This is a genomic window from Roseinatronobacter thiooxidans (assembly GCF_001870675.1).
In the GTDB taxonomy this organism is placed as follows: Bacteria; Pseudomonadota; Alphaproteobacteria; order Rhodobacterales; family Rhodobacteraceae; genus Roseinatronobacter; species Roseinatronobacter thiooxidans.
Genome location: NZ_MEHT01000012.1, coordinates 90,804 through 116,600, shown reverse-complemented (window position 1 = coordinate 116,600; position 25,797 = coordinate 90,804). Strand labels below are relative to the sequence as shown.

General features: G+C 61.2%; 29 protein-coding genes and 1 tRNA gene. 18 read left to right on the top strand and 12 right to left on the bottom strand.

What is annotated here, in order from left to right; all coding sequences use genetic code 11:
* The 3 genes from BG455_RS07825 to BG455_RS07815 all read left to right on the top strand — a co-directional run.
* Positions 1–1,215: L,D-transpeptidase family protein (locus BG455_RS07825; RefSeq protein WP_143079894.1), on the top strand; the 1,215-nt coding region annotated here is incomplete at its 5' end.
* 132 nt (positions 1,216–1,347) lie between these two features.
* Positions 1,348–1,635, top strand: a complete 288-nt coding sequence (locus tag BG455_RS07820; RefSeq protein WP_425438721.1) for an acyl carrier protein — start codon at positions 1,348–1,350, stop codon at positions 1,633–1,635.
* Positions 1,632–2,843, top strand: coding sequence for a beta-ketoacyl-[acyl-carrier-protein] synthase family protein (locus tag BG455_RS07815; RefSeq protein ID WP_071469426.1), 1,212 nt, complete (start codon positions 1,632–1,634; stop codon positions 2,841–2,843). Before BG455_RS07820 ends, BG455_RS07815 begins: the two co-directional genes overlap by 4 nt.
* Before the next feature lie 54 nt (positions 2,844–2,897).
* Here the strand turns inward: BG455_RS07815 and hpaR are convergent, their stop codons facing one another.
* Positions 2,898–3,419 carry a homoprotocatechuate degradation operon regulator HpaR gene (gene hpaR, locus BG455_RS07810; protein ID WP_084386194.1) on the bottom strand — a complete coding sequence of 174 codons (522 nt, stop codon included), beginning with the start codon at positions 3,417–3,419 and terminating at the stop codon, positions 2,898–2,900.
* Between the two features lie 193 nt (positions 3,420–3,612).
* Between hpaR and BG455_RS07805 the strand changes: the two genes are divergently transcribed.
* Positions 3,613–3,870: a DUF2312 domain-containing protein gene (locus BG455_RS07805; RefSeq protein ID WP_071469440.1), complete on the top strand. Its 258-nt coding sequence runs from the start codon at positions 3,613–3,615 to the stop codon at positions 3,868–3,870.
* An 8-nt stretch (positions 3,871–3,878) separates the two neighbouring features.
* Here BG455_RS07805 and BG455_RS07800 read toward each other — a convergent pair whose 3' ends face one another.
* The 4 genes from BG455_RS07800 to BG455_RS07785 all read right to left on the bottom strand — a co-directional run bounded on the left by BG455_RS07800 (position 3,879) and on the right by BG455_RS07785 (position 7,212).
* On the bottom strand, positions 3,879–4,754 hold the full coding sequence (locus BG455_RS07800) for a hypothetical protein (RefSeq protein ID WP_071469424.1): 876 nt from the start codon (positions 4,752–4,754) through the stop codon (positions 3,879–3,881).
* Positions 4,755–4,898: 144 nt separating this feature from the next.
* Complete coding sequence (gene cbiB / locus BG455_RS07795) at positions 4,899–5,837, bottom strand: adenosylcobinamide-phosphate synthase CbiB (RefSeq protein ID WP_071469423.1); 939 nt, start codon at positions 5,835–5,837, stop codon at positions 4,899–4,901.
* Positions 5,834–6,634, bottom strand: a complete 801-nt coding sequence (locus BG455_RS07790) for a hypothetical protein (protein ID WP_071469422.1) — start codon at positions 6,632–6,634, stop codon at positions 5,834–5,836. Before BG455_RS07790 ends, cbiB begins: the two co-directional genes overlap by 4 nt.
* Positions 6,631–7,212: a histidine phosphatase family protein gene (locus tag BG455_RS07785; protein ID WP_071469421.1), complete on the bottom strand. Its 582-nt coding sequence runs from the start codon at positions 7,210–7,212 to the stop codon at positions 6,631–6,633. Before BG455_RS07785 ends, BG455_RS07790 begins: the two co-directional genes overlap by 4 nt.
* Positions 7,213–7,280: 68 nt before the next feature.
* Here BG455_RS07785 and cobU point away from each other — a divergent pair, with 68 nt between their 5' ends.
* From cobU to BG455_RS07770, 3 genes are read left to right on the top strand one after another with little or no spacing between them, the layout of a single operon-like run.
* Entirely contained in the window at positions 7,281–7,787 is a 507-nt protein-coding gene (gene cobU / locus BG455_RS07780) for a bifunctional adenosylcobinamide kinase/adenosylcobinamide-phosphate guanylyltransferase (protein ID WP_071469420.1), read from the top strand.
* Complete coding sequence (cobT, locus tag BG455_RS07775) at positions 7,784–8,791, top strand: nicotinate-nucleotide--dimethylbenzimidazole phosphoribosyltransferase (RefSeq protein WP_071469419.1); 1,008 nt, start codon at positions 7,784–7,786, stop codon at positions 8,789–8,791. Before cobU ends, cobT begins: the two co-directional genes overlap by 4 nt.
* Positions 8,788–9,558 (top strand): adenosylcobinamide-GDP ribazoletransferase, encoded by a 771-nt coding sequence (locus BG455_RS07770; protein WP_071469418.1) that lies wholly within the window; start codon positions 8,788–8,790, stop codon positions 9,556–9,558. Before cobT ends, BG455_RS07770 begins: the two co-directional genes overlap by 4 nt.
* 107 nt (positions 9,559–9,665) lie before the next feature.
* Here BG455_RS07770 and BG455_RS07765 read toward each other — a convergent pair.
* Positions 9,666–9,752, bottom strand: a tRNA-Leu gene (locus BG455_RS07765).
* A 154-nt stretch (positions 9,753–9,906) separates the two neighbouring features.
* Between BG455_RS07765 and BG455_RS07760 the strand changes: the two genes are divergently transcribed.
* Positions 9,907–10,893: a complex I NDUFA9 subunit family protein gene (locus tag BG455_RS07760; RefSeq protein ID WP_071469417.1), complete on the top strand. Its 987-nt coding sequence runs from the start codon at positions 9,907–9,909 to the stop codon at positions 10,891–10,893.
* A gap of 16 nt (positions 10,894–10,909) precedes the next feature.
* On the opposite strand, the gene BG455_RS07755 is transcribed toward BG455_RS07760, so the two are convergent.
* The 4 genes from BG455_RS07755 to BG455_RS07740 are packed head-to-tail and all read right to left on the bottom strand — an operon-like array spanning position 10,910 to position 13,259.
* Entirely contained in the window at positions 10,910–11,359 is a 450-nt protein-coding gene (locus BG455_RS07755; protein ID WP_071469416.1) for a MarR family winged helix-turn-helix transcriptional regulator, read from the bottom strand.
* Complete coding sequence (locus tag BG455_RS07750) at positions 11,356–12,201, bottom strand: carbon-nitrogen hydrolase family protein (protein ID WP_111361305.1); 846 nt, start codon at positions 12,199–12,201, stop codon at positions 11,356–11,358. The genes BG455_RS07755 and BG455_RS07750 overlap by 4 nt, the downstream gene beginning before the upstream one ends.
* A gap of 10 nt (positions 12,202–12,211) precedes the next feature.
* Positions 12,212–12,469, bottom strand: coding sequence for a glutaredoxin 3 (gene grxC / locus BG455_RS07745; protein ID WP_071469414.1), 258 nt, complete (start codon positions 12,467–12,469; stop codon positions 12,212–12,214).
* Between the two features lie 40 nt (positions 12,470–12,509).
* Positions 12,510–13,259, bottom strand: coding sequence for a double zinc ribbon domain-containing protein (locus BG455_RS07740; protein WP_071469413.1), 750 nt, complete (start codon positions 13,257–13,259; stop codon positions 12,510–12,512).
* Positions 13,260–13,292: 33 nt separating this feature from the next.
* On the opposite strand from BG455_RS07740, the gene BG455_RS07735 reads away from it, so the two are divergent.
* Complete coding sequence (locus BG455_RS07735) at positions 13,293–14,135, top strand: methyltransferase domain-containing protein (protein ID WP_071469412.1); 843 nt, start codon at positions 13,293–13,295, stop codon at positions 14,133–14,135.
* Between the two features lie 74 nt (positions 14,136–14,209).
* Positions 14,210–15,313 (top strand): ferrochelatase, encoded by a 1,104-nt coding sequence (gene hemH, locus BG455_RS07730; protein WP_084386195.1) that lies wholly within the window; start codon positions 14,210–14,212, stop codon positions 15,311–15,313.
* Between the two features lie 123 nt (positions 15,314–15,436).
* Here the strand turns inward: hemH and BG455_RS07725 are convergent, their stop codons facing one another.
* Positions 15,437–15,637 (bottom strand): hypothetical protein, encoded by a 201-nt coding sequence (locus tag BG455_RS07725; RefSeq protein WP_071469411.1) that lies wholly within the window; start codon positions 15,635–15,637, stop codon positions 15,437–15,439.
* A 26-nt stretch (positions 15,638–15,663) separates the two neighbouring features.
* Between BG455_RS07725 and BG455_RS17080 the strand changes: the two genes are divergently transcribed.
* Together BG455_RS17080 and dalA are read left to right on the top strand one after the other, a co-directional pair.
* On the top strand, positions 15,664–15,891 hold the full coding sequence (locus BG455_RS17080; RefSeq protein WP_143079893.1) for a hypothetical protein: 228 nt from the start codon (positions 15,664–15,666) through the stop codon (positions 15,889–15,891).
* A gap of 81 nt (positions 15,892–15,972) precedes the next feature.
* Entirely contained in the window at positions 15,973–16,521 is a 549-nt protein-coding gene (dalA, locus tag BG455_RS07720) for a divisome-associated lipoprotein DalA (RefSeq protein ID WP_071469410.1), read from the top strand.
* 76 nt (positions 16,522–16,597) lie between these two features.
* Here the strand turns inward: dalA and trpA are convergent, their stop codons facing one another.
* Entirely contained in the window at positions 16,598–17,389 is a 792-nt protein-coding gene (gene trpA / locus BG455_RS07715; RefSeq protein WP_071469409.1) for a tryptophan synthase subunit alpha, read from the bottom strand.
* A gap of 173 nt (positions 17,390–17,562) precedes the next feature.
* Between trpA and ychF the strand changes: the two genes are divergently transcribed.
* The 6 genes from ychF (at position 17,563) to BG455_RS16845 (ending at position 25,685) form a co-directional block, all read left to right on the top strand.
* The gene (gene ychF, locus BG455_RS07710; protein ID WP_071469408.1) at positions 17,563–18,660 is read left to right on the top strand and encodes a redox-regulated ATPase YchF; all 1,098 of its coding nucleotides are present in this window, start codon (positions 17,563–17,565) and stop codon (positions 18,658–18,660) included.
* Between the two features lie 136 nt (positions 18,661–18,796).
* A complete protein-coding gene (locus BG455_RS07705; RefSeq protein ID WP_211307060.1) occupies positions 18,797–20,641 on the top strand; it encodes a sensor histidine kinase in 1,845 nt (614 codons plus the stop codon).
* Complete coding sequence (locus tag BG455_RS07700) at positions 20,638–22,008, top strand: sigma-54-dependent transcriptional regulator (protein WP_071469407.1); 1,371 nt, start codon at positions 20,638–20,640, stop codon at positions 22,006–22,008. The genes BG455_RS07705 and BG455_RS07700 overlap by 4 nt, the downstream gene beginning before the upstream one ends.
* Before the next feature lie 200 nt (positions 22,009–22,208).
* A complete protein-coding gene (locus BG455_RS07695; RefSeq protein ID WP_071469406.1) occupies positions 22,209–23,183 on the top strand; it encodes a TAXI family TRAP transporter solute-binding subunit in 975 nt (324 codons plus the stop codon).
* 101 nt (positions 23,184–23,284) lie between these two features.
* Positions 23,285–23,779 carry a hypothetical protein gene (locus BG455_RS17435; RefSeq protein ID WP_071469405.1) on the top strand — a complete coding sequence of 165 codons (495 nt, stop codon included), beginning with the start codon at positions 23,285–23,287 and terminating at the stop codon, positions 23,777–23,779.
* Positions 23,679–25,685, top strand: coding sequence for a TRAP transporter permease (locus BG455_RS16845; protein ID WP_245735496.1), 2,007 nt, complete (start codon positions 23,679–23,681; stop codon positions 25,683–25,685). Before BG455_RS17435 ends, BG455_RS16845 begins: the two co-directional genes overlap by 101 nt.
* The last annotated feature ends 112 nt before the right edge of the window (positions 25,686–25,797 follow it).

The following is a 25,797-nucleotide window of genomic DNA, read 5'->3' as shown; positions in this document are numbered from 1 at the left end:
AGCAGTGGTGTGCTAAACCCCAGATCGATTGACCGCAGCATCGTGCGCGTGCTGCCGCGCCCCGACACCGAAACCTTGCTGCTTGAGTTCTCGCAAAGCCCCCCCGCTGCGTTCATCCGCAATCTGGCCCCGTCTGCACCGGAATATGCCCGGCTGTTCCGTGCCCGCCATGATCTGGAACGCGTGATTGCCGCTGGTGGTTGGGGGCCGCGTGTGCCCGAAGGGCGGTTTGTGCCCGGCACCTCGGGCGAGGGGGTGGTGGCCCTGCGCAACCGGCTGATTGCCATGGGCTATATGGAACGCTCTGCCACGGCCAGCTATGACGCTGCCCTGCAATCTGCGGTCCTGACCTTCCAGTTGCGCCACGGGATCGAGGCTGATGGCATCGCAGGCGCTGAGACATTGCGCGCCATCAACACCCCACCGGAAGAGCGGCTGAAATCTGTCATCGTCGCGATGGAGCGGGAACGCTGGCTGAATATTCCGCGCGGAGAGCGGCATATCTGGGTGAACCTGACCGATTTTACCAGCAAGATTATCGACCAGGATCAGGTCACTTTCGAGACTGTCTCGGTGGTGGGCGCGCAGGCGTCCGACCGTCAGACGCCCGAGTTTTCAGACCGTATGACCTATCTGGAAATTAACCCTGACTGGACCTTGCCACGCTCGATTCTGGCGCGATCCTATTGGGGGGCGCTGGCCTCTGGCGGGGCGCGGCATTTGCAGGTTGTAGATGCGCGCGGGCGGGTTGTGCCGCGCAACGCGATTGACTTCTCGCGCTACACGCCCGCGAATTTCCCCTTCAACGTGCGCCAACCTCCCGGCCCGACAAATGCCTTGGGCGAGGTGAAGTTCATGTTCCCCAACCCCTATGCGATTTACCTGCATGACAGCCCCGAGCGGCATTTGTTCAACACGACTGTGCGCACGCATTCGTCCGGCTGTGTGCGCCTGAATGACCCGCGCGATTTCGCCTATGAATTGCTGTCACGCCAGAGTGACGACCCCCGCGGGTTGTATCATTCGGTTCTGAACACCGGCCAGCAAACCCGCGTTTATCTGGACGAACCTGTGCAGGTGCATCTGGTCTATCGCACCGCCTTTACCGATGTGCGCGGCGCGTTGAACTTTCGCAATGACATGTATGGCCGCGATGCGAAAATCTATGACGCACTTTTGCAGGCAGGCGCGGTCGAGAACGGGTTGCGCATCTGATCTTATGTGTGGCGCTGGCGTGGCACCGCTGCGCCAATGCCGCACACGCGAGAAATTGAGTTGCCCCGTGTTACGAAACTGTTACAGTCTTCGCCAATACAGGACGCGCCAGACGGGTTGGGAGTGTGTCCAATGGGACTCGATGTCATGCAAGAGAATGATTTTATCGCAGAGCGTGTGAAGGCGATTATCGCCGAGCAAGCCTTGATGGAACCATCGGATATCACGCAAGACAGCCATCTGGCTGATCTTGGAATCGACAGCCTTGGGCTGGTCGAGTGTATTTTTGGCATTGAAGAAGCATTTGGCATTTCGGTGCCATTCAACGCCAATACGCCAGACCAGCCGGGGTTCGACATCTCCTCTGTAGGCGCGATCATTGCCGAGGTTGAAAAGCTGGTGGCCCGACAGGCAGCATGAGGCGTGTTGTCATTACCGGCGCGGGCACGCTGAACCCGCTGGGCGCGGATGTGCCAGCAACATTTGCTGCAATGCAGCAAGGCCGGTGCGCGATTGGCCCCCTGACCTGCCGCGATGTGGACCGTCTGAGCATCCAGATCGGGGCGGAGATTCGCAATTTCACCCCAGAGGATCATTTTGCCCGCAACAGCCTGTCGCTGCTGGACAGGTTCACCCAGATTGCCCTGATTTCCGCGCGTCAGGCCATGGCGCAATCGGGGCTGGTGATAGATGACGCATTGGGCCTGCGCGCGGGTGTTATTCTGGGCACGGCTGGTGGTGGAAACACCACTGTCGATGACAATTATCATACCGTCTATGCCGAAGGGAAAAACCGCGTGCATCCGTTTGTGGTGCCACGGTTGATGCACAATGCCGCCGCGTCGCATGTCTCGATGGAGTTCGGGTTGAAAGGGCCGGGATACACCGTTTCTACGGCCTGCGCATCGGGCAATCATGCCATGGGGCAGGCATTCCATATGGTGCGCGGGGGCGGGGCCGATGTTATGCTTACCGGCGGGTCGGAAGCGATGTTGTGTTTCGGTGGGATCAAGGCATGGGAAGGGTTGCGCGTCATGTCGCGCGACACGTGCCGCCCCTTCTCGCGCAACCGTTCTGGCATGGTGCAGGGCGAGGGGGGGGCGGTCTTCGTCTTTGAAGATTACGACCATGCCCGCGCGCGCGGCGCAGAGATTCTGGCCGAAGTTACCGGTTTTGGCATGAGTGCCGACGCAGGCGATATCGTCATGCCCGACCGCGATGGCCCTGTGCGCGCCATGCGCGCAGCGCTGGCCGATGCTGGAACAGCCCCCGATGCGGTCGATTACGTCAACGCCCACGGCACAGGCACTGCCGCCAATGACCGGACAGAGGCCGAGGCTTTGCGCATCGTCATGGGCGCGCATGCCGATATGGTGCCGGTATCTTCGACAAAATCCATGCATGGCCACCTGATTGGCGGCACCAGCGCGGTTGAATTGCTGGCCTGCCTGATGGCGCTGCGCGACGGGGTGATCGCGCCGACAGTCAATTTCAGCGAACCCGACCCCGAGATTGGATTGGATGTGGTGCCCAATTGTGCGCGTCAGGCGCGCGTGGATGTGGTGATGTCGAACGCCTTTGCCTTTGGCGGGTTGAATGCCGTTCTGGTGCTGAAGCGCGCGCCGTAAACGGCACAGCGGGCAAGTGAAAACTTGGGCCTTTGGGCGGCAGCGTGCCGCCGCTTAACGCGCGCCTGCCGCCTTGCGCAGAGGGGGCGACTGTTCTTCGGCGGGCGTGTCCATTGTCTGGACCGTGTCGCGCAACTCGTTCAGCAGGTCCAGCAAACTGTCCAGACGTTCCGGGCCAAAGGCATCTGCCAGCCTGATATAGCTTGGCTCGGATTCCTGTACCACATCCTCGAACAGGGTGCGCCCTGCATCGGTCAGCCGCACCATATGGCGCCGCGCGTCATTACACTCCACCTGTGCAATCAGGCCGCGCTGTGTCAGGCAGCGGAAAATCCGCGTGAGAGAGGGCGGCAGGATCACGCAGCGTTCCGCCAGTGTCTTGGCGTCCAGCGCATCTGCTTCTGCCAGCGCACGCAACACACGCCATTGCGGCATTGTCAGGTCGTGGCTTTCAATAAAGGGTTTGAACAAACGTGTCGTGGCCTCTCTCGCACGCAATAGGGCGATGGGCAGCGATTTTTCGAATTTGCGCAGTTCTTTGTTCCGGTTGTTGGGCATCCGCTCCCCTTTTCGCATTTTTCCGATAATACCAAGATTGGCCGTATTTTCAAATGAAAATTATTTCGCGCCTGCGGCATTCTGGCGCGCTCCGTGTTGGCCGGGGGACGGGTGTGCAATGCGGACCAACCCGCCCAGCGAAGGCTTGCATGCGCCCAAAGGATTGGGCAAGAGCAACGCCACAGTCATGGAATCGAGCAGGGGCGAGAAGATGAGCGATATTACAAACGATGCCTATAACGTAACGGCAGAAGAGTTGCGGCAATTCATTGAGCGGTTTGAACATCTGGAAGCCGAGAAAAAAGACATTGCAGACCAGCAAAAAGAAGTCATGGCCGAAGCCAAGGGGCGGGGCTATGACACCAAGGTTCTGCGCAAGATCATCGCGTTGCGCAAGCGCACCCCCGACGATATTGCCGAGGAAGAGGCCGTTCTGGACCTGTACAAGGCTGCCTTGGGCATGGAATAACCGGCCCGTCAGGGCAGGATCAGGCGCACCCCGTCCATTGTGCGGATATGGTCGATGTCATCTTCGTAAAGTTGCGAAATCACATCGACCTGCGTTTCATCCCACCCTGTCAGGCTAAAATCTATGTCCAGCTTGTCGGTGTCGCAGAATTTCTCCAGAAATGCAGAGATGACCTGCTGGCGGTGCCCGTCATCCACGGGCGGCATTGCGTTCAGATATGCGGCCAGTTTGTCTGGGCCGCCATCGACCATGACAGTCTCGAACCAAGCGAAGCTGTCTTCAAACTCGGTTTCCGGTTCATACCCCGAAATCAGCCGCAGCAGGCGGTGCCAGATAAAGGGCGTGTCTTCATCACACCATATCGTGATCGGGGCTTCGGGCCATGTTTCGCGGATTTCTGCAATCAGGTGCGACCAGCGCAATTCAGCCCCGACAAGCGTTTGCAGCAACTCTGCGCGTTCGGTGGCATGCATCTCTTGCAACAGGGCGGGCACGAAAGACGCCGGATTGCGCAGCGCCATGAATATTTCGACCTCATGCCCGCCAAGCAAGTGCCGGAACGCCGAAACCCGCGCGCGCGCTGACGGGTAAAACAGGCTTCCTTCCAGCGCTTGGTGCTGTTTTGCCAGCAGCCCGGGTGCCGAGAAGACAATACGCTGAGTCGCCTCTGTCACCTCGACCGAGGAGAAGAGTTTGCTGTCGAATTCGGGCACCTCTTCGCCTGTGACGATCTGGTTGGCCGCCCCGCGCATGAGGTTAAGGTAACTGCGTGCCCGAGGGACAAGAATGCCTGCCGCCTCTAGCGGGCGCTTGTTCGCGCGCAGACAGGTTCTGACCTTCGTGTCATCAGTCAGATGAACGCCCAGATGCAATGCTATTTTCATGGTGTTCTTGCCTTTTGACTTTGGCGGTTAATGACATGGTAATATGACCTGAATCAGACGTAATTCCGGCCAGAATTAGGCGATTGTTTATTTTACTTATAGTAATGCTGTTTTTGAACGGATCGCGCCTGCAAAAGATGGTGCTTACAGCGTCCAAAGGGCAACACCGCCCAACGCCAGCGCCAGCAGCCCCATACTGCGGGCATATAGCCGCAAGCCAAGGTGCAGGTCGGTTTGGTGCGGGTCTGGCGCGCCTGAATTGACCCACGGCTCTGGCGTCACCTCTGCCCCATAGGCGCGCGGGCCTGACAAGCGAACGGCCAGCGCGCCTGCCATCGCCGCTTCGGGCCAGCCCGCATTGGGCGAGCGGTGATGGCGCGCGTCGCGCCACATGCAATGCAAGCTGGCGCGTGCCCGCCCAGAGACCAGCGCAAAAACCAGCCCTGTCAGCCGCGCAGGAATCAGGTTGGCAACGTCGTCAATGCGCGCCGAAGCCCAGCCGAATTCCAGATAACGCGCGGTTTTATGGCCGATCATCGAATCCAGCGTATTGATGGCCTTATAGGCCGCAATTCCCGGCAACCCCAAAATTGCCCCCCAGAACAGGGGCGCAACAATGCCGTCAGATGTGTTTTCGGCCAGACTCTCCAATGCGGCGCGTGTCACGCCCGCTGTGTCCAGCTTCGACGGGTCGCGGCCCACGATCATCGACACGGCATGGCGCGCGGCAGGCAGATCGCCGCTTTGCAGCGGGTGCAGCACTGCCGCAACATGGTCATGCATAGACCGCATCGCAACCAGCGGCCATGCCAGCACCCCGCCCAAGGCAATGCCCCACCCGTTTGCAGGCAGCGCCAGTTGCAGCGCCAGCCCGATGAATGCCGCCACCCCGATGACCAGCGCCGCCGCCCCCGTGCCGCGTGCGCGGCGTAAGGGGCGGTTGGTGTTCCAGCGCCGCTCCAACAAAGTGATCAGCGCGCCCAGCCATGTCACCGGATGGCCGATTCTGTCATAAATCGCCTTGGGCCAGCCAAGGGCCAGATCCAGCGCAAGGGCCACCAGCATCATTGCGGCAAAGCTCATTCTGTGCCTCCCTTGAACTGGACAATCCCGCGCAATCCGGCGGCGCGCAGCGTGGCGCGTGCCTGTGCGGGCACTTGGCCCGGCGCAAAGATCAGCCCGCGCATGGCACCCGTATGCGCCATGACCCAGCCCAATGCGCCCATGTCTTGCGCCAGTGCCTCGGTCGGGTCACCCGACGGGCCGCGCAGGCGGATGCAGCGGCGCGCGCTTTCACGGCCAAGGGCGGCAAAACTGGCCAAGCTGTCGGCTTGTGCCCAATCTGCCACCAGATCGCTGATATCGGGAAACGCATCGTCGCGCGCATCGGTGCGTTGTGGCGCACCCCAATGCCCGCCAATCACCTCATGGCGGGGCAGGGCGGGCATGGTCCGCAGGGCCCGCCCTTGGCGAGAGGCCCAGAGCAAGCGTTCGGGCGCGGCAAACATCAGCGGGTCTGACGCGCCTTCAACCGCGATACAGGCCCGCGCCAGCACTTCTGGCGGGCCATCCCAGCCCGAGAGGCGCGCCAAGGCCACCAGCCGCGCGGTGGACACCCCCGTTCCCAAGCCCGCAGCCATGCGCGCGCGCAGCCGGACATGCCCTGTCAACCTGCCCCGCAGCGATGCGATGAACCGCTGCACCTGTGGCACCGACAGCCCTGCCCCTGCCAGCTTCAAGCCGTGGCGCGCGGGGTGGTGAGTGCCGATAACCCCTGTAAGCGGGCAGGGCAGCGTGACCAGCACAACCGGCCCATCTGGCCCAAGCCTGCCTTGCAGATATTCGCCGAAATGCCCGTCAACCCGAACTGCCTGTATCATCCGGCCCCCCGATTAACCCCTGCGACTGACCAGCCATGCCCCGGAATATTAACGATTTCAGTGACCGACAGTGGCGCAACCTCAAAGCGCAAGGCAGGGGCCTGTGCCTCTAGGGCCAAGGCAAGCCCCGCGCGAATGACGCCCGCATGGGCAATGACAGCCACGCAACCCGCCCCCGTTGCAAGCGCGTGCAAGGCCGGTGTGACACGCGCGCACAGGTCCGAGAAACTCTCGCCCTCGGGCGGGCGGTGCTGTGCCAGTTGTTCCGAACTCAGCGCCCCCAGATCGGGCAGCTCTGCAAAAGGCACCCCCTCCCATGCGCCGAAATCCTGTTCCCACAGCCGCGCATCTTGCGGAAAGTCGCCCCGTTCGGGCCAAAGGGCGCGCGCCGTCTGCACACAGCGCAGCGCAGGGCTGACAACCACTTGCGTCACGCCGCGCGCGTCCAGCCCTGCGCGCAAGGCCGCGATCTGGCCTGTCTGCGACACATCCGCCGCCACATCGCGCCGCCCCGCCATCGCGCCGCCATGCAGCGCGGGCGCGTGGCGGATCATCAACAGCCTTGTGCCCAATTGCATGTGCGCATTTCTCCTTGCCGATCTGTTGCCTTATCTGCTTTACGCAGGCCAAAGGGGCAAGGGGCAGCATGAGCAAGAGCATTCTGTTTACGGGTGGCGCACGGTCGGGCAAAAGCCGTCTGGCCGAAGCACGCACGCTGCAATTCGGCCAGCCTGCGACCTATATCGCCACCGCCGAAGCCTGGGATGACGAGATGAAAGCCCGCATCGCCGCCCATCAGGCACAGCGCGCGGGCCATGCGTGGCGCACCCATGCCGAACCCCGCGATCTGGTGGGGGCTTTGCACGCCACCGATGGCACCCCGCGCCTTGTCGATTGCCTGACACTCTGGTTGACCAACATCATGCTGGCAGAACAGGACTGGCAGGCCGAGGGGCGCGCGCTGATCGACGCACTGGCCGCGCAGACCGCGCCTGTGGTGCTGGTCAGCAACGAAGTGGGCATGGGTATTGTGCCTGATAATCGCCTTGCGCGCGATTTCCGCGATGCGGCAGGGATTTTGAACCAATGGGTGGCCACAGCGGCGGATGAAGTGCATTTCGTCGCAGCCGGCCTGTCAATGAGGATGAAATGATCACATTTACACAGCTTTCCGAAATTCCCGCGCTGGCCGAGACATTGCCAGTTGCCGATCAGGCCGCGCGCGATGCAGCGCTTGCGCGCCAGAACAGCCTGACAAAACCCCCCGGCGCATTGGGGCGGCTGGAAGAGCTGGCAATTTTCATGGCAGGCTGGCAGGCAACCGACCGCCCCCGCATCGGGCAGGCGCAGGCGCTGATCTTTGCAGGCAATCACGGTATTTGCGCGCAGGGCGTCAACCCGTTCCCGCAAGAAGTGACCGCGCAGATGGTGGGCAATTTTCAGGCAGGTGGGGCCGCGATTAACCAGCTGTGCCAGATCAATGGCGCCGCACTTCAGGTTATTGCACTGGATCTTGACACCCCCACACAAGATTTCACCACCGCCCCTGCCATGAGTGAGGGCGAGACGCTGGACGCCATGACCCGTGGTGCCGCGGCGGTTGATCCGGATGCCGATATTCTGGTGCTGGGCGAGATGGGCATCGGCAATTCGACAGTGGCCGCAGCCCTTGCCGCCGCCCTGTTCGGGGGCGGTGCCGCAGAATGGGTCGGCCCCGGCACTGGGTCGGACCCCGCAGGGATCGGGCGCAAGATTGCCGCCATCGAGACAGGCTTGCGCCGCCATGGCGGGCTGGGTGCCATGGCCACGCTGGCCGCATTGGGCGGGCGCGAACAGGCGGCGATTTGCGGCGCGGTGCTGGCGGCCCGCGCGGCGCGCATTCCGGTAATTCTGGACGGGTTCATCTGCACTGCAGCAGCGGCGTGCCTGTACGCGGCCGACCCGCGCCTGCTGGCGCATTGTCTTGTCGGTCATGCCTCTGCCGAACCCGGCCACCGGCGGTTGCTGGCAGCGCTGGGGCAAAAGCCCGTGCTGGAATTCGACATGCGGCTGGGCGAGGGGTCTGGTGCGGCGCTTGCGCTGGGTATTTTGCGCAGCGCGCTGGCCTGTCATAACGGCATGGCCACCTTTGGCGAGGCCGGAGTGTCCGAGGCATGATCCGCACCGCGCTGGCACAGATACAGCTGGCGTTTATGGTGCTGACGCGGCTGCCCGCAGGGCAGTTGCCAGACCCCGCCCCGCGTATCGGTGCCGCGGCCTGGGCCTTTCCGCTGGCAGGGCTGGCTGTGGGGTTGGGCACGGCGCTGGTGTTCTGGGGGACAGTTGCGCTGGGGCTGCCTTTGGGGCTGGCCGCGCTGCTGGCGCTGGGCGCGCAAATCGCGCTATGCGGGGGGCTGCACGAAGACGGGCTGGCCGATCTGGCCGATGGGCTATGGGGCGGGCACACCCCAGCGCGGCGGCTGGAGATTATGCGCGATTCGCGTATTGGCAGCTACGGCGTTCTGGCGCTGATCCTCTCGCTGGCCTTGCGCTGGCAGGCGCTGGTGTATCTTGGCGCGCTGGACCTTACCTTGGCCCTGCTGGCGCTGGTAGGACTGGCGATGCTCAGCCGCGTGGCACCTGTTGCCATGCTGGCATATCTTCCGCCCGCGCGCGCCGATGGGCTGGGCCATTCGGCGCAATCGGTGGGCTGGCGCAGCGTCGCTGTTGCCGCGCTGGTCGCGCTTGTGCCGCTTGTGCTGGCGCAAATCGTCCCGCTTTGGGCAGTGGCGTTGGTCATCGCGGCGCAGGGTTTGGTGGTGCTGGCGCTTGCGCGCACAGCGCGTCGCAAAATAGGCGGCCAAACCGGCGATGTGCTGGGCGCGGGCCAGCAATTGGCCGAGATTGCGGGCTATCTGGCCCTATGTGCCTATCTGGGGGCGTGACGCGCTGCACAGCAGCCCAAAACGCGCAAGCCAGATGCATGTGAAAGTGGGAAACCCGCAACCTGCCCGATGTAATCGCCATATTTGCCAAAGTGTGGCAAGAAATATGGTGCCCAGGAGAGGACTCGAACCTCCACGCCCTTACGAGCACTAGCACCTGAAGCTAGCGCGTCTACCAGTTCCGCCACCTGGGCAGGTTGCGTGCAGGCTCTCTACGGCGCAGGCGCGATAGTGTCAACGGGGCTTATGCGGGAAAATTCCAATCGGATTGAAAAAGCCGTTCTACCTTGTGGAAACAGGCGCGCGCAGGTATTCAGGCAATGTTCACGAAGGCGGCGGAGTGCGCTTATGTCAAAGCTAGTTACCATCTTTGGTGGTTCAGGATTTGTCGGACGATATATCGCGCGACGAATGGCGCAGGCCGGTTGGCGTGTGCGTGTTGCGGTGCGCCGTCCGAATGAAGCGCTGCATGTCAAACCATATGGCGCTGTCGGGCAGGTTGAGCCCGTTTTTTGCAACATCCGCGATGATGCTTCGGTGCGCGCTGTCATGCAGGGCGCGGATGCGGTGGTCAATTGCGTGGGTATTCTGGTCGAATCAGGCCCGAACAAATTTGCCGATATTCAGGCCGAAGGTGCAGGCCGCGTTGCACGCATCGCCGCCGAGATGGGTGTTGCGAAGCTGGTGCAACTGTCGGCGATTGGCGCGGATGCGAAATCGGCCAGCCTGTATCAGCAAACCAAAGCCAAGGGCGAGGCTTTGGTCCAGCAGCATTTCCCCGATGCGGTGATTCTGCGGCCCTCGGTGATCTTTGGGCAGGAAGACCAGTTTTTTAACCGTTTCGCCGGCATGGCGCGGTTTTCGTTGTTCTTGCCAGTGGTTGGTCCGAAAACCCTGTTTCAGCCAGTCTATGTGGAAGATGTTGCCGCGGCGGCCTCTCATGCGCTGACCGATGCGGTTGCGCCGGGTATTTATGAACTGGGCGGGCCGGATGTGGCCAGCTTCAAGGCATTGATGGAGATGATGTTGGCCGAAATCCGGCGCAAGCGTGTTGTGCTGCCTGTGCCGTTTGCGGTGGCCAATATCATGGGCGGCACGCTGGATGTGGTGCAGGCGGTGACGCTGGGCCTGTTCACAAACTCGATCCTGACGCGCGATCAGGTGCGCAATCTGCGCCGCGACAATATTGTGTCCGAAGGCGCGCGCGGGCTGGAAGATTTGGGCGTTGTGCCAACCCCTATGAATACGGTGCTGCCATCTTATCTGTGGGTGCATCGCCCCGGCGGGCAATACAAGGCCATTCACGAATCAGCCGCGCGCCTGCGCAAGGACTAAGCGCGCCGCAGGCGCGTTACACCCCGTCATCTTCGCCCAGGCGCTGGCGCAGGCTGCGCAGAACGGGAATCGTCTGGCGCACCCGCTCTTCCCCCAAGGTCGAGACGGCATCATCTATCAGTGGTGCAATGGCCGCCAGCGCGGTATCGCGCGCTGTGCGCCCTGCGGGGCTGATGGACACCATCTTGCGCCGTGCATCATCCCAATCGGGGCGGATATGCACATATCCCGCCCAATTCAGCTTGTTCAGGGTGTTGGTCATGGCCCCGCGCGTGACATGAAAGGCGCGGGCCAGTTCGGCCGGGCTAAGTTCGGCCTGATGGCGCGTCAGCAGATTCAGCACCCCGAAATGTGACAGCTCCATGCCCTTGGGCAGCACTTTGGACAAGCGGTTGCGCGCAAGCTGGTCGGCCATCAGCAATTCGCTGAACAGCGCGTTGGCCATATCCTTGCGCGGGTTTTTCATAGGGGCGCATCCGGCATGGTATACGCGCGGTCATGGAATAGCGACGGCACGCGGTCGCGCGCGGCGACCACGCTGGCCAGATCCAGATTGACCAGCCCCACGCCGGGGTCGGTGCCCATATCCAGCAACACCTCGCCCCATGGTGCGACCACAAGCGAATGCCCGTAAGTGCTGCGTGCGCGCTGCCCGTCCGATACGGGGTGCCGCCCCGTCTGGGCAGGGGCCAGCACGAAACAGCCCGTCTCGATGGCGCGGGCGCGCAGCAGGGTTTCCCAATGCGCGGCCCCTGTAATGGGGCTGAAGGCTGCGGGCACTGTCAGCACGTCTGCACCGGCCTTGGCAAGGGTGCGGTAGAGATGCGCGAATCGCAGATCGTAACAGATGCTCATCCCGATTGTGGCGAAGGGGGTCTGTGCCACATGCGCTGACGTTCCGGGCCGGAACCCCGCAGATTCGCGGTATGTTTCAGAGGGGGAGACCTGAACATCGAACATATGGATCTTGTCATAGCGCGCACGAATCGTGCCTGCAGGGTCGATCAGGAAAGAGCGGTTGGCAAAGCGTCCGTCTGCATCTGTCGTTTTCAGCGCAAGCGAGCCTATCAGCACCCATAGCCCCAGCGCGCGGGCCTCTTCGCGCAGACCGGCAAGTGTTGCGTCGTCGCTTTCGGTTTGCAGCACGCGGTTCTGATGCGCGCTGCTGGTCGAGATGCAATTCGTCACCTCGGGTGTCAATGCAAGGGTTGCGCCTTGTGCTGCCGCCTGTCGCAGATACATGCGCGCCATTTCCAGATTCGACGCCGGATCATCGCTGGAGGTCATCTGGATCAGGGCCGCTGTCAGGGACATGTGCCTAGCCTTTTAGCAACGCATCAAGCTGGCCTGCGCGGTCCATGGCGTGTAATTCGTCACAGCCGCCAACATGCGTGTCACCAATGAAGATTTGCGGCACTGTCCGTGCCCCGCCAGAGCGTGACAGCATCTCGGCCCGCCGGTCTGGCTGGCGCGACAGGTCAATTTCGGTAAAACTCGCGTTTTTCGCGCTGAGCAGGCGTTTCGCGGCATGGCAAAAGCCACAGAGCGGAGACGTATATATTTCAACTGGTTGCATCGCATGCTCCTGCTTTGGATATGCGGCGCACTATAGTGTATCAATCCGATCTTGCAACGCGCGCAAGCGCTACCACCCGCACAGATGCGGCACCATGGGCAAGACAGCCCTCTGTTGCGGCAGAAAGCGTCGCGCCCACGGTCATCACGTCATCGACCAGCAGGATATGTCGCCCTTTCAGCCGGTGGCCCTGTCGCCTATGGGGCGCAAAGGCCCCTTCGACATTGCCAAACCGCCCCGCCCGCCCGCGCCCGTCTTGTGTGCCAGTATGGCGCGTGCGGATCAGCAGGTCGGGGCAATGTTCCAGCCTCAGGTGCTGCGCCAGCGACTGGCTGAGGATGGCGGATTGGTTATAGCGCCGTTTCAGCAGGCGCAGCCAATGCAGTGGAACGGGCGCAACCAGCGTGTCAGGCTGTAGCATGGGGGCTGCCGCCCGCGCCATCCAGCGCGCGGCGGGGCGGGCATAGTCCAGCCTGTCATGGTATTTCAGGCCCAGCAGAATCTGGCGCGCTTTGTCGCCATAAAGCATGGCCGCGCGCCCCTGATCCCACGGGCGCGCAAGCGTCAGGCATTCGTCGCAATGCACAGGCTCTGCCCCCGCCTCGCCGGGCAAAGGGCTGCCGCAACTGTCGCAGCACACCCCGAATATAAAGGGGGTCTGCGGCCAGCAGGTGCCGCATAGCGCGCCGTCTTCTTCAACCAATGTGTCGCAGGTCAGGCATTGCGGTGGATAGATCGCGCGCAAAAGGCTATGCGCTAGGCCAGTTGCATGACATCTGAGGTTTTGCATTCCACCCGCCCCCTGACTACATAGTTCGACATAATGACCCAATCGCCACCAGACCTGACGGACCGCACGGCCCTTGTCCGCAACCGCACCCGCGCGGGGGCGGAGAATTTCCTGCACACGCTTGCGCGCGATGAACTGGAATTAAGACTGGCCGAGGTTAACAGAACCTTTACGCAGCCTGCGATTGTGACAGGGCACCCCGAAATATGGGCCGATATGCTGCCCGCTGCGCATATTGTGGCCGATGACCCCGTGTTGGCGCTAAACGAAGGCGCGCATGATCTGGTGATTCACGCCATGGCGCTGCATTGGGCCGCAGATCCTGTGGGCCAGCTGGTGCAGGCGCGCCGCGCGCTGCGCCCGGATGGCCTGTTTCTTGCCGTGCTGCCCGGGGGCCAGACCCTTGCCGAATTGCGCGCCTGCCTTGCGCAGGCCGAAGCCGATATATGCGGCGGGCTAAGCCCGCGTGTGCTGCCCATGGCCGAAATCCGTGACCTTGGCGCGCTGTTGCAACGCGCAGGCTTTGCCATGCCTGTGGCGGATATGGTCACCCAGACTGTTGCCTATCGCCGCATCGACACCCTTTATGCAGACCTGCGCGCGATGGGCGAGCGTAATGCCCTTGCGGCAAGATGTCGCAGCTTTACCCCGCGCGGGGTTTTCGCGCGCGCGGCAAAGCTGTATGCCGCCCATTACGCCGACAAGGAGGGCAGATTGCGTGCAAGCTTTGATCTCATGTTCCTGACAGGCTGGGCACCCGACAGCAGCCAGCCCCGCCCGCTGCGCCCCGGTTCCGCGACAGCGCGTCTGGCCGATGCGCTGGGGGCGCAGGAAAACCCCTTGCCAGACCAGATCAAAATTCCCAGTAAAGATTGAATCCCAGTCAAAACCCGTTACATCACCCAAATCCAAAGATGCGCCGGGAGAGATATGGTATGAAGGACACAGCCATGCTTGATGCAAAGCCAGACACAGAGATTGCACGCTGCCCGATGCATATGGACCAACCCGGCGAAGGGCGTCTGGAATTTGCCGCGCCAGACCACCCCCCCGTGCCACGGGCGAAGATTGGCGTGTTGATCGCCAATCTGGGCACACCGGACAATTATGATTACTGGTCCATGCGGCGGTATCTGAATGAGTTTTTGTCAGACAAGCGCGTGGTCGATTATCCGGCCTATCTGTGGCAGCCCTTGTTGCAGCTGATCATTCTGACCAAGCGGCCCTTCACCTCGGGGGCGAATTACAAGTCGATCTGGAACCACGACAAAGGCGAAAGCCCCCTTCTGACCATCACCAAAGACCAGACCGCGCGTCTGGCCGAACAGATCGCAGAACGGATTGATGGCGACATCATGGTGGATTTCTGCATGCGCTATGGCAACCCCTCGACCAAGTCCAAGGTTGAAGAAATGGTCAAGGCGGGCTGCGACAGGATTTTGTTTTTCCCGCTGTATCCGCATTATGCGGGGGCGACATCGGCCACCGCTTGCGACCAGTTTTTCCGCGCGCTGATGGAACAGAAATGGCAACCCTCTGCGCGCACGGTGGCACCCTATTTTGACCATCCCGCCTATATCAAGGCGTTGGCCGATTCGGTGCGCACCACCTATGACGCGATGGAAGAGAAGCCAGAGGTTCTGGTGACATCCTATCACGGCATGCCAAAGCGCTATTTGCTGGAAGGTGACCCCTATCATTGCATGTGCCAGAAAACCACGCGCCTGCTGCGCGAGGAATTGGGGTGGGAGGAATCACAGGCTCAGACCACATTCCAGTCGGTTTTTGGCCGCGAAGAATGGCTGCGCCCCTATACGGTCGATCATGTCGCCGATCTGGCGCGTCAGGGTGTAAAGCGTCTGGCGGTGATTGCGCCCGCCTTTTCTGCCGATTGCATCGAGACATTGGAAGAAATCAACGAAGAGATTCGGGAGAGCTTCGAGGAAGCGGGTGGCGAGCATTTCACCTATATCCCGTGCCTGAATGACGATGCCGCGCATATTTCGGCCCTGACCGATGTGATCGAGGCCAATTTGCAGGGCTGGACTTCCTGACAAACGGGCTTGCTGATGCGGATTTGCCGCATCAGCCCCGCCAAGCTTTTGAAATCAGGCACAAAAAAAGGCGGCGAGATTTCTCTCACCACCTTCAAATCTGCTTGGCCGTGGCCGTGCTGATTAGCGTGCTGCAACAGCCGCAGCAACGATCAGAAGCAGCATGACGGGAACGATGATACCGCCCGAAGATGCTTTTGTCTCTTCGACAACAACAGCTGGCTCGATGACCGGCTCGGAATACTTGCCCATTTTGCTGTGGCCGCCAGCGAAAGCGGATGTTGCAGCGACGGACAGGGCAGCGGCGAGTGCGATTTTCTTCATGATAACCTCCAGAACATGTTAACGCCATGCGTTATGACGCCAACTCCCAAGACGATGAGTTGTCCTTCTTCTCAACCATGTTACGATGTCAAGTTCAATGCTATCTGGGCTGGTGGAAACGTGCTTTCTGCGGACGTCGTCAAATTCGCAACACTTTTGATGCCGACTCAGTCTATATGACCTGTGTTCAACGTGTTGACATTGTTTCACGCGCGCAAGCCGGTTGTGCCGAAAAGCAACGCCACCGGCAGTGATCCGCGTAATCACAGTCAGTTGTATTTGAAAAGCGGATGCTTAACAGATAAACGCGTGCCAACACATGAGGAATTAAAGAAATGTTTCGTTTGTTTGCACTGCTGATCGTCAGCACAATGGCATTGGCAGCCTGTGATGTCCCTGAACCAACACCAATGCGCATGGGCGCGGATGGCCGCCCCTTGTCTGTCGTCTACCGGATTTCTCCGACCGAGGCACCGCGGGTGCGCCAGCGCATGCAAGATGGGCTGAACACAATGCGTGCGCAAAACGGCCTGCCGCCGCTTCAGCCCAATGCCGAACTGGCAAGCGCGGCGGCCACGCACGCGCAGGACATGTCATTCCAAAGCCGCCCTTGGCATTGGGGGTCCGACGGGTCCAGCCCCATGTCCCGCGTCCAGCGCGCGGGCTATCGCGGCAATGTGGTGGGCGAGTTGATTTCCGAGACATTCGAGACAGAATTCGAGACTGTGAATGCCTGGATGGTCGAGCCGGAAACCCGTCAGGTTATTCTGGACCGCCGCGCCACCGAACTGGGCGTCGGCTGGCATCAGGATGACAATGGCAAATTGTGGTGGACAGTCGTTCTGGGCGACGGATCGGGCGGTCTGCTGATGGCGGCGCGTTAAGGCAGCCATCCATAGGCCGGGATCAGCGATAACCTTACACAGGCCGCGCCCGCAAGGGCGCGGCTGTTGCGTTGTTTCACCCGCGATGCGCGCCTTCGGCCAATGCGCGCACATAGGCCAGAACATCGGCAACGGGTTTGCCTGCGCTGATTTCCTTGACAATGGCAGACCCGACCACACAGCCATCGGCGACACTGGCGATCTGTTGCGCGGTGTCGGGGGTTGAAATGCCAAACCCCACGATCACCGGCAGATCTGTTGCAGCCTTGATACGCGCAACTTCTGGGGCAACTTCGCTGGCCTGTGCCGCAGCGGCCCCTGTGATTCCGGTGATCGAGACGTAATACACAAACCCGGATGTGTTTTGCAGCACTTTGGGCAAACGGTTGTCATCGGTTGTCGGTGTCGCAAGCCGGATGAAATTCAGCCCTGCTGCCTGCGCGGGAATGCACAATTCGCGGTCTTCCTCGGGGGGCAGGTCAACCACGATCAACCCGTCCACACCTGCGGTTTTCGCATCCGACAGGAACTGGTCCACACCCCTATTATAGATCGGGTTGTAATAGCCCATCAGCACGATCGGGGTTGTATCATCCCCTTCGCGGAACCGGCGCACCATATCCAGCGTCTTGGAAAGTGTTTGCCCGCCTTCCAGCGCGCGCTGGCCTGCAAGCTGGATTGTCGGGCCATCGGCCATAGGATCGGTGAAGGGAACGCCCAGCTCGATAATGTCGACGCCTGCACCGGGCAGGCCCTTCATCACGGCAAGTGACGTTTCCAGATCGGGGTCACCCCCCATGATGTACGAGACGAAGGCCTTGCGCCCCTCGGATTTCAGCTTGGCGAATGTGGTGTCGATTCTGGTCATCTTGCTCTGTCCCTTGGGCCGATAAGGGGGTGTGTGCGAAAATTGGCGCGGAATCAACCTTGCGCGTGCAGATGCGTGCGTTTCCCTATGCGCCCATCGCTTGGCTGCTCTTGTCTTGTGGGCGGTCTGACCCTACAAGCGCGGCGCTGGCACAATGCAAAGGGAATAGGGTCATGGGCTTTAAGATGGGGATTGTGGGTCTGCCGAATGTGGGCAAATCCACGCTGTTCAACGCACTGACCCGCACGGCTGCCGCGCAGGCCGCGAATTTTCCCTTTTGCACGATTGAACCCAATGTGGGCGATGTGGCCGTGCCCGATGCGCGGCTGCACACCTTGGCCGAGATCGGCAAATCGCGTGAGGTGATTCCAACCCGCATGACCTTTGTCGATATCGCGGGGCTGGTGCGCGGTGCCTCCAAGGGCGAGGGGTTGGGCAACCAGTTTCTGGCCAATATCCGCGAAGTGGACGCGATTGCCCATGTGCTGCGCTGCTTTGAAGATGATGATGTCACCCATGTCGAAGGCAAGATCGACCCTGTCGCCGATGCCGAGACGATCGAGACAGAGTTGATGATCGCGGATATGGATTCGATCGAGAAGCGCTTGACCAATCTGTCGCGCAAAATCCGTGGCGGCGAGAAAGACGCAGTCGAGCAGGACAGGCTGCTGCGCCGCGCGCTGGAAGCGCTGGAAGCAGGCAAACCCGCCCGCACTGTCGATGTCGCCGAAGACGAGATGAAACAGTGGCGCATGTTGCAGCTGCTGACCTCGAAGCCTGTGCTGTATGTCTGCAATGTCGAGGAAAGTGCCTCTGCCAAAGGCAATGCGCTATCCGCGCGCGTGGCAGAGATGGCCGCGTCCCAAGGGGCGGCGCATGTGGTGATTTCCGCGCAGATCGAGGAAGAGATCAGCCAGCTGGACGCGGAAGAGGCCGAGATGTTCCTGTCCGAGATGGGACTGGAAGAAGCGGGCCTGGACAGGCTGATTCGCGCAGGCTACGCGCTGCTGGGCTTGCAGACCTATTTCACCGTCGGCCCGAAAGAGGCCCGCGCCTGGACGATTCCCAAGGGCACTTTGGCCCCACAGGCGGCAGGCGTCATCCATGGCGATTTCGAGCGCGGCTTCATCCGCGCCGAAACGGTTGCCTATGCCGATTATGTCGCCTGTAATGGCGAGACGGGCGCGAAAGAGGCTGGCAAGTTCCGCGTCGAGGGCAAAACCTACGAGGTGAAGGACGGGGATGTGTTGCATTTCCTGTTCAATGCCTGACCCCACCCTCTGACACCTGTTCGTGTGTCTGGCCGAGAGGTCCCTGATCAAGTCAGGGACCGGCGTTGCGCTGGCCGCGCCGTTATACAATGATGGGGCAGCCGAGTCGGGACGGAAGGTGACACAGGTATAACGGATGCAGCGGCTTTCGACCATGAAGCTTGCGGCGGTTTTGCTGCTGTGCCTTGCTGTTCTGGCAGGGCTGAGCTGGCTTGGCCATACCCAGACCCGCGCAAAAGCGTTTCAGGATCTGCACGAGCGCGGACAGAACACCCTGAGTCTGGCCGAATCGAGTCTGCGCGGGCAGTTGGCGCGGTTTGAACGCCTGCCGGAACTTCTGGCCGACGAGCGTGTGATCCGCTCGCTTTTGCTGTCGCCCACCAATTCCGATCTGGTCATGGCCGCCAACCTGTATCTGCGCGATACGGCAAATTTGCTGGGCGCGTCGGATGTGTATGTCATGTACCGCGACGGGGTTACGCTGGCGGCCTCGAATTTCGACCAGCCGCATAGTTTTGTGGGCGGCAATTTCGCCTTTCGCCCCTATTTCTTCGATGCCATGCAGAAGGGAGAGGGGCGCTTTTTCGCCCTTGGCACTACCTCGAACAAGCGCGGGTATTACTTTGGTGCCCCGATAGACGTCGCAGGCCAGCGGCGCGGTGTGATGGTCATCAAGATCGATGTCGATGAGATCGAGCAGGCATGGGCCTCGGATGATTTGCGCATATTGGTGACGGACCCTGAAAACATTATCTTCCTGTCAAACCGCCCTGATTGGCTGTTCCATGCCTTTGGCGAGTTGACGCCGGAACGTCTGGCCCGCACTGAAGAAACCCGCCGCTATGCCAATGCCCCGCTTGGCGAGATTGCCTATCGTGCCCACACGGATTCGCACGGTTTCCGCCTGTTAACAGGGCCGGGCAGCGATGTGGATGCATCGGAATATCTGGTCGTCGCGCGCGAGATGCCGCAGGCGAATTGGGTGGTGCAGGTTTTGTTGCCAACCCGCGCGGCGCGGGCGCAGGCCGCGGCCAGTGTGGCCATCGGCTTGTCCCTTGCGGGGATCGTGGCCCTGTTGGGGCTGATCGTCTGGCAAAGGCGGCGTCAACTGGCCCTGCGGCTGGCGATGGAGCAGGCGGCAAAAGATGATCTGGAGCGCCGCGTTGTGCAGCGCACCTCTGAGTTGCGCGACGCCAATATCGCCCTGGAGGATGAGGTGGCCGAGCGGCGCGCAGCAGAAGCGCGGCTGCGCAAGACCCAGTCCGAACTGGTGCAGGCAGGCAAGCTGGCGGCCCTTGGGCAAATGTCGGCAGCGCTTAGCCATGAATTCAACCAGCCCTTGGGGGCCGCGCGCAACTATGCCGAGAATGCGCAACTGTTGCTGGACCGTGGACGCGGCGACGAGGCGCGCGCGAATATCGACCGCATCGTGGGCATGATCGACCGTATGACCCGCATCAGCCGCCATCTGCGCAACTTCGCGCGCAAGCCCAACCAGCAATTGCGCCCTGTGGCGCTGGCCGAGTCGGTTCTGGCAGCACAGGAATTGCTGGGCTGGCGTCTGGCGAAAACGGGTGTGACGCTAGAGGTGGATTTGGGCGATGTGCCGCTAACCGTAACCGGCGGCCCTGTGCGCTTGCAGCAGGTGCTGGTCAATTTGCTGAGCAATGCGATTGATGCAGTGGAAGGCGGTGCAGACAAGCGGTTGCATCTGCGGGCGCGGCGCACGGGACGTGGCGTGCAGATCACCCTGCGCGACCACGGACCGGGGGTGGCCGAGGGGGTGCAGGCGCGCATTTTCGATCCGTTCTTTTCAACCAAGGAAGTGGGCAAGGGTTTGGGGCTGGGCCTGTCGATTTCCTATAATATCGTGCGCGATTTCGGGGGGCAGTTGTTCATGCGCAACCACCCCGAGGGGGGGGCAGAATTCACGCTGAACCTGCAAGCCGCCGCTGCCGCAAGTATCGAGGCCGCACAATGAGCGCGCCGCATGTCCTGCTGGTGGATGATGACGCCGATCTGCGCGCCTCGACCGAACAGGCGCTGGATCTGGCAGGGCTGGTTGTGGAAGGCCTGCCAGAGGCAGAACCTGCGTTGGAACGGATCACCGCAGGGTTTGCGGGCATTGTGATCACTGATATTCGCATGCCGGATATGGACGGCCTGACGCTGATGACGCGCATCCACGAAATTGACGGCGACATTCCCGTTATCCTGATCACGGGCCACGGGGATGTGCCGCTTGCTGTGCGGGCCATGCGCGAAGGCGCGCATGATTTCATTGAAAAACCGTTTTCGGGGGCGCAGCTGGCCTCGATCGCTGCGCGCGCGCTCAGCTACCGGCAACTTGTGCTGGACAATCGCCGCCTGCGCGCTGTGGCAGGGCAGGCCGATGATCTGGAGGCCCGCTTGGTCGGGCGCTCGAATGCGATGGTTGCCTTGCGCCGTCAGGTGCGCACGGTTGGCCCGTCAGATGCCGATGTGCTGCTGATTGGTGACACGGGCACCGGCAAGGAAGTGGTCGCACGCGCGCTGCATGACCTGTCGGCCCGTGCGGCGCGCCCCTTTGTGGCGATCACCTGTTCCGCACTGCCCGATACGCTGATCGAATCGGAACTGTTCGGGCATGAGGCAGGCGCCTTTCCCGGTGCGATCCGCGCGCGGATGGGCAAGTTCGACCATGCGCGCGGCGGTACGATTTTGCTGGATGATATCGCGGCCATGCCGCTGGCGCTTCAGGGCAAGATGCTGCGCGTCTTGCAAGACAGGGTGATCACGCCCTTGGGGTCCAATGTGCAGCATGATCTGGATGTGCGCTTTATCGCCACCAGCCGCGTGGCCTTGGAACCCGAGGTTGCAGCGGGGCGCTTTCGGGCTGATCTGTTGTATCGGCTGAATGCGGTCAGCCTGCGCCTGCCCCCCTTGTCCGAGCGGGTAGAGGATATTCCGGCGCTGTTTGCCCGCCTGCTGGCCGAAGCCTGCGCGCGCCACAGATTGCCCGCGCGCAGTGTCTTGCCGGAATTTCTGGCCGAACTGGCGCGCGCAGAATGGCCCGGAAATGTCCGCGAGTTGCGCAATGTGGCGGAACGGCACGCATTGGGCCTAGAGCGCGCGCCGCAAGCAGATACCCCCCTCGATGATGCGCGCCCTTTGGCAGAACAGGTCGCCGCATATGAGCGCAAATTGCTGGTGGATGCGCTGATCCGCTACAAGGGTGCACTCAAGCCAGTGTATGAATCCATGGGCCTGTCGCGCAAGGCGCTGTATGACAAGCTGCTCAAGCACGGGATCGACAAGGCCCATTTCCACGGCCAGACGTTGGACATGCCGCCCGAAACTGGCGCATGATGTGTGTGTTTCCACACATTGGGCAGGGGTAATGTGTAGATTTCTACCCGCTTTGCGCCGCGATGGCGCTAACATCGCGCATTTGTTCCAGACTGCGCTTGCATTTATGCCCCCTGACACCTTTGCTGAATGCGTGTCGGCAGGCCCTTGGAGGGGGTCTTTCCGAACAATCACATACGCAAACCCAAGGGGAGGTTCCCATGCGTTATACCAATTTTGCGGCTTTGGCTGCTGCTGCCGTCATGTCCATGTCGATGGCGCAAGCTCAGGACCGGGACGGCTGGCCGTCTGACCTGACTGTTGGCACTGCCAGCCAGGGCGGTGTTTATTTTGTCTATGGCAATGGTCTGGCATCGTTCATTTCGGAAGAGCTGGGCATCAGCGCCAGTGGCGAAGTCACCGGCGGCCCTGTGCAGAACGTGACCCTGCTGCAAATGCAGGAACATGATATCGGCCTTGTCACCATGGGCCCGATGTTTGAAGCATGGAATGGCGAAAGCGATCTGGCCCCGGGGCTGGAGCACCGCGATGTGCGCGCCCTGTTCCCGATGTATGAAACGCCGTTTCAGGGGATCGCACTGGCCAGCCAGAATATCAGCTCGGTCGGCGATCTGGCAGGTAAGCGCGTCAGCGTTGGCCCCGCAGGTGGCACACCCGGCACCTATTGGCCACGTTTCCTTGAAGCGCTGGATGTCGAAGCAAATGTTTCCTTCGCAGGTGCCGCCGATGCGGCAAGCCAGCTTCAGGATGGTCTGATCGACGCATTCGTGTTTGCCGCAGGCGTTCCCATCTCGGCCTTCTCGCAGCTGGCTGCCGAAGCCAATGTGCGCACCTTCACCTTCTCGGATGAAGAGCATGCAGCCCTGCTCGAAGCTTTCCCCGAAGTATCGCCCTTCACCATTCCGGGCGGGTCTTACACCGTGCAGGACGAAGACCAGCAATCGGTTGCCATGTGGAACTTCGCAGTCGTGCATTCGGACATGCCCGAGAGCTTGGCCTATGAAATCACCAAGCTGGTGATGGAAAACAACGACCGGATGATGCAGATCCACGCCGCCGCCGTGGCGACACTGCCAGAGAACTACATCAATAACGGCTTCCTGCCTTATCATCCCGGTGCTGTGCGCTGGTTTGAAGAAAACGGCTTTGAAATCCCCGAAGAGCTGAAGGACTAAGCCTTTTGGCGATTGGATAAGATATGCAAAAGGCCGCTTATTGCGGCCTTTTGTGCAGGCAGTTGCACGCGCACCACCGCAACAGGGACGGAGCCAGGACCATGACACAGCCGCAGGACCAGATCGATCTATCCGACAGGCCCCCCGAAAAAATCGGTGAAGGGGTGGATCGTGAAATCATCATGTCAAACCAGCGCGTCCCGCCGGGCATGCTGGGCTGGGTGCTGGCTGTGGGCTGTATTCTGTACACGGCCTTCCATATCGGCGCGATGAATGTCTACCCGCTGGAAACATGGGTCTACCGCCTGAGCCATGTGACGGGCGGGCTGATTCTGGGCTTTCTGCTGTATTCGGCAACCGTCTTTCCCGAAACCTCGGATGACAGCGACGGGCGTTCGCTGCCCGAACTGGCGCTTGTCGGGCTGGCGCTGTTGGGTGTGGGCGTTGGCCTTTGTCCAGATCATCTGGGCGGTGGCAACAGGCAATCTGGTGGCTATGGGCGCGCCGCCCGATCAGATGAAATACACTTTTGGCTGGCCGCTTATGGTGGGAACCTCGCTTGCGCTGGTGGCGGGCTGGCTGTTTCCGGGCCGTGACCGCACGCGCATTGCGTTTGCAGATATTGTGCTTGCTTTTGCCGCGCTGACAGTTGGCATCTATATCATTGCCCATGCCGGTTTTCTGCGCAACCGCGCGGGCGTGTTTCCGCATGTCAACGATATGTATGCCGCGATTGCGGGCATCGTGCTGATTCTGGAACTGACGCGCCGTTTGGCGGGCCTTGCGCTGGTGGTGATTGTGGGCGTGTTCATCGCCTATGGTTTTCTGGGGCCGTGGTTGCCGGGCTTTCTGAACCATCGCGGCTACAGTCCCGAACGCTTTTTCGCGCGGATTTATACCGATATCGGGGTTTTGGGGCCGACAACGGCGGTGTCCTCGACCTATATCATTCTGTTCATCACCTTCGCGGCCTTTCTTCAGGCCAGCCGCGTGGGAGAATATTTCATCAACTTCGCCTTTGCCGCTGCCGGTGGCGCGCGGGGCGGGCCTGCGAAAGTGGCGATTTTCGGCTCTGGCCTGATGGGCATGATCAACGGCACTTCGGCGGGCAATGTGGTCTCGACCGGCTCTCTGACCATCCCGCTGATGAAAAAGGTGGGCTACAAGCCCCAGACTGCCGCCTCGGTCGAAGCGGCGGCCTCGTCGGGCGGGCAGATTTTGCCCCCCATCATGGGGGCAGGCGCCTTTATCATGGCCGAGATTACGGGCATCCAGTACCGCGAGATCGTGATTGCCGCGATCATTCCGGCAGTGCTGTATTTCCTGTCGGTCTATTTCATGGTCGATAAGGAAGCGTTGAAAAAAGGCATGCAGGGCCTGCCGCGCTCGCAATTGCCGAAATTCCGCGCAATGGCGAAACAGGCCTATCTGTTCATACCTATTCTGATGCTGATCGGCGCGCTCTATGTGGGTTATTCGGTCATTCGTGCAGGCACCTATTCGATGGTCGCCGCCTTCGCGGTCAGCTATATCCGCGTGCTGGTTGACGGGCGCGAGGATGGCATCTGGAACCATCTGATGGGGCTGATGCTGTGTATTCTGGCGCTGATGCCACTTGTCGTTGGCGGCCAGATCCTGTTGGATGGCTGGGGCGAGGGGGCAGTGCTGCAACTGGTCGTCTCGATCCTGATCAGCCTTGTGTCGGTGTTCGGCATTGTGATGACGCTGCGGCTGAATTCGCCGAAATCGGCGGGCATTGCCAAGGCGGTCGAGCATTTCCGCATGATCCCCTATGCGCTGGAAATCGCGGCCAAGATGTCGCTGCAACTGGTGGCAGTTTGTGCGGCAGCGGGGGTGATCGTGGGCATTATCGCAATCACCGGCATTGGCGTGCGCCTGTCGGGCGTGCTGATGGCGATTGCCGGGCAAAGCCAGTTGCTGGCGCTGTTCTTTGCGATGTGTGTGGCGATCATTCTTGGCATGGGCATGCCCACCACAGCAGCCTATGCGGTGGCGGCAAGTGTTATCGCGCCGGGGCTGATCCGCATGGGGATTGAGCCGCTGACGGCGCATTTCTTCATCTTCTACTATGCGGTCATGTCGGCCATCACGCCACCTGTGGCGCTGGCGGCCTATGCAGGTGCTGCGATTGCGCAATCTGACCCTATGAAAACATCCGTCGAGGCGTTCAAGATCGGCCTTGCGGCTTTTGTCGTGCCATTCATGTTCTTCTACAGCTCGTCCTTGCTGATGCAGGGTGAGGCGCTGGAGATTGCGCATGTCTTTGTCACCGCGTCCTTTGGCATCTATCTGCTGGCTTCTGCGGTGCAGGGGTGGTTGTTTGGTGTGATCAACTGGCCCTTGCGGGTGATCGTGGGTGCGGCCGCGCTGGCGATGATCGCAGGCGGCTGGACCTCCGATCTGATCGGGCTGGTCGTGGCAGGTGCGGTGTTCCTGTATCAGCGCATGATCGCGGCGAAGGCGAATATGACGGGGGCATGAGGTGCGACATAGCCCCGGACTTGATCCGGGGCCTCTGCCCGCCGCCCGCTTTCACCCCTCAAGGCGTATAAACCGAGAGGCCCCGGATCAAGTCCGGGGCCGCGTCGCAACG